The sequence below is a fragment of the Frankia canadensis genome (assembly GCF_900197875.1).
GTDB lineage: Bacteria > Actinomycetota > Actinomycetes > Frankiales > Frankiaceae > Frankia > Frankia canadensis.
This window is the reverse complement of record NZ_FZMO01000362.1, coordinates 1-2,463: the sequence shown is the minus strand read 5'-3', so window position 1 is coordinate 2,463 and position 2,463 is coordinate 1. Positions and strand designations below refer to the sequence as shown.

Here is a 2,463-nt window from a genome sequence, read left to right as displayed (position 1 = left end):
GCCTCGACCCACCTGCCCGCCTCCGCCGACCTGCCCGCCTGGGCGTCGACGGCCGGCACCGAGTCCGCGCGGCTGCTCGCCGAGCTGTTCGACCCGGCCAACCGGCACGACCCGTACTCGACGTACGTGAAGATGCGCGCCCTCGGGCCGCTGCACGACGGGCCGTTCGGGCTGCCACTGGCCACCAACCACCAGGACTGCACGGCGATCCTCGCCAACCAGGACTGGGGCCACGACCGCGAGGCCCACCAGCTGCACCCGACGATGCCCGCCGACGCCTTCCCGTCCACCTTCCTGTGGATGGAGCCGCCGGACCACACCCGGCTGCGCGGCCTGGTCACCAAGGGCTTCACCCCGCGGGTCGTGTCCGGGATGCGGCCGCGTATCGAGGCGCTGTGCGCCGAGCTGATCGACAACGCGCTGCGTGCCGGCGACTTCGACCTCATCGAGGTCCTCGCCTACCCGCTGCCGCTGACGATCGTCTGCGAGATCCTCGGCGTCCCCCGCGCCGACCACCCGCAGGTGCAGGTCTGGTCGCAGGCGATGGCCCGCGCCTTCGACCCCGACGTGCTCATGACGCCCGACGCGCTCGCCGCCCGCAACGCCGCCATCCCCGACTTCCTCGCCTACTTCCGCGCGCTCGTCGAGCGGGCCCGGCGCTCGCCCGGCAGCGGTGACGACCTGATCAGCCAGCTCGCCGCGGTCGAGGAGCAGGGCGACCGGCTGTCCGCCGACGAGCTGCTCGGCACCTGCGTCACGCTGCTCATCGCCGGCCACGAGACGACCGTCAACCTGGTCGGCAACGGCATGCTGGCGCTCATCCGCCACCCCGACCAGCTCGCCCTGCTACGCGAGCGCCCGGAGCTCATCCCCTCGACCGTCGAGGAGATGCTCCGCTACGACTCGCCGATCCACATGAACACCCGCGCCGCCAAGCGGGAGCTGACCGTCGCCGGGCGCGACTTCGCCCCCGAGCAGGGCGTCGTCGCGCTCATCGCCTGCGCGAACCGCGACCCGGCGGCCTTCGAGAACCCGGACGTCTTCGACATCACCCGCTTCGACCGGACGAAGCCCGTCAACCGGCACCTGTCGTTCAGCCTGGGGCTGCACTACTGCCTCGGCGCGCCGCTGGCCCTGCTCGAGATGGAGATCCTGCTCGCCGAGGTGCTGCGCCGCGTCGGCGACATGGAGCCGCTGACCGACACCCCGCCGTACAAGCCGAACATGCTCATCCGCGGTCTGGCTGAACTGCCCGTCCGCTTCCGCGCCGCCTGAGCGCCACCGAACGGGGCGGGCCCGGGTGGCGTCGTCCCCCCCCGGGCCCGCCCCGTCCCACCCGCACCGCGTCCGGACGCGTCCCGGAGGACCGGCCTTGACCACGCGACCCTCGCAGCCCATCCAGCCCGTCCAGCCCGTCCAGCCCGTCCAGCCCGCGCAGCCTGACCAGGCCGCTCCGCTCGCCCTGTCGGCGGGCGTCTTCGACCAGGCCAACCGGGCCGACCCCTACCCGATCTTCCGCGCGATCCGCGAGGCCGGCGCCAGCCACTGGCTCGCCGCGTCGGCGCGGATGATCGCGCTGACCCGGCACGCGGACTGCCAGCGCGTGCTGTCCGACCCCGCGTTCGGTCACCTCCCGCCGTCCGAGAGCTCGTACCGCGAAGGACCCGACGAGGGGTTGCGCTCGATGATGCGCGCGAACCCGCCCACCCACACCCGGCTGCGCCGGCTCGTCAGCCGGGCGTTCACGCCCGGTCGGGTCGCCCGCTTCGAGCCGCTTGCCCGCGACCTGACCGCCGAGCTGCTCGACGACGCCGTCGGACGGGACGAGGTCGACCTCGTCGGCGGTCTCACCCGGCCGGTGCCGCTGCGGGTCATCTGCACGCTGCTGGGCGTGCCGGCCGCCGACGAGAAGGTCTTCAGCGACTGGGCCTCGGCGCTGGCCCGTGCGGCCGACCCCATCCAGACGGTGACCCTCGAGGAACGGGCGGCGCGGACGGCGGGCAACCGCGGGTTCACCGCCTACTTCACCGACCTGATCACGACGCGTCGCGCCGAGCCCCGCGACGACCTGCTCAGCGACCTCATCGCCGTCCAGGAACAGGGCGACAGCCTGTCCGACCAGGAACTCGTCGAGCTTGGCGAGCTGCTGCTGGTCGCCGGCTACGAGACGACCGTCAACCTGGTCGCGCACGCCGTCCTCGCCCTCGCCCGCGACCCCGAGCAGTACGCGGCGCTACGGGCCCGGCCCGACCTCGTGACGTCCGCGGTCGAGGAGGCGCTGCGGTATGACCCGCCGATCCAGCTCGTCCTGCGCTCCGCCCTCACCGAGGTGGAGATCGCCGGGCAGTCGCTGCGCCGCGGCGACGGCGTCGTCCTCCTGATCCCGGCCGCCACCCGCGACCCCGACGTCTTCGCCGACCCCGACCGCTTCGACGTCACCCGCTACGCCGGCCCCACCCAGCC

2 protein-coding genes are annotated in these 2,463 nt (G+C 73.7%); both read left to right on the top strand.

The window, feature by feature from the left end; translation table 11 throughout:
• Positions 1–1,275: cytochrome P450 (locus C1A33_RS23720; protein ID WP_423748135.1), on the top strand; the 1,275-nt coding region annotated here is incomplete at its 5' end.
• A gap of 97 nt (positions 1,276–1,372) precedes the next feature.
• A partial coding sequence (locus tag C1A33_RS23715; RefSeq protein WP_101833554.1) for a cytochrome P450 occupies positions 1,373–2,463 on the top strand: 1,091 nt, incomplete at its 3' end.